The sequence below is a fragment of the Arthrobacter sp. Y3225116 genome (assembly GCF_059091245.1).
The window spans coordinates 1-814 of the sequence record NZ_JBNHGL010000510.1 but is presented as its reverse complement, the minus strand read 5'-3'; the positions used below and the strand labels follow the sequence as shown (position 1 = coordinate 814).

At 70.6% G+C, this 814-nt stretch carries 1 protein-coding gene; it reads left to right on the top strand.

The window, feature by feature from the left end; all coding sequences use genetic code 11:
• Nucleotides 1–792: heavy metal translocating P-type ATPase (locus tag AC5RV2_RS18665; protein WP_494093567.1), on the top strand; the 792-nt coding region annotated here is incomplete at its 5' end.
• Nucleotides 793–814 lie beyond the last annotated feature (22 nt).

The following is an 814-nucleotide window of genomic DNA, read 5'->3' as shown; positions in this document are numbered from 1 at the left end:
GTGTGCTATTACTATATCATCGTGGACTACAAGCTGGCCATGGCCAACGCCGGCGGCGGCGTCCGCGGCACCGTGTCCGAACGCGACGGACGCGCCAGCACCGTCGTCGTCGGCCGCAACAACTGGATGGACGAGAACGGCATCGCCCTCACCGACACCCACCGCCGCGCCCTGCTGGAGCAGCAGCAGGCCGGATCCACGGCGGTCTGGGTCGCCGTCGACGGCACCATCGCCGGGATCGTCAGCCTCCAGGACACCGTGAAGGAGAACTCGGCCGCCGCCATCGCACGGTTCAAGGACCTGGGGCTGCACCCCATCCTGCTCACCGGCGACAACGCAGCGGTGGCCGCCGAGGTGGCCGCCGAGGTCGGCATCGCCGCCGAGGACGTCTTCGCCGACGTGCTCCCCGAGGAGAAGGTGGCCGCGATCAAGCGGCTGCAGGACGAGGGCAAGACGGTGGCGATGGTGGGCGACGGCGTGAACGACGCCGCCGCGCTGGCCCAGGCCGACCTGGGCATCGCCATGGGCGCCGGCACCGACGTGGCGATCGAGGCCGCGGACCTGACCGTGATGGGCAGCGACCTCGGCCAGGTGGTGCAGTCCATCGAGCTCAGCCGCCGGACGCTCTCCACCATCAAGTCGAACCTGTTCTGGGCCTTCGCCTACAACACGCTCGGCATCCCGGTGGCAGCGCTCGGGCTGCTCAACCCGATGATCGCCGGGGCCGCGATGGCCGCCAGTTCCGTGCTGGTGGTGGCCAACTCCCTGCGCCTGCGCCGCTTCGGACGGTAGCGGGCGGGGGCGGCAGTCCGAC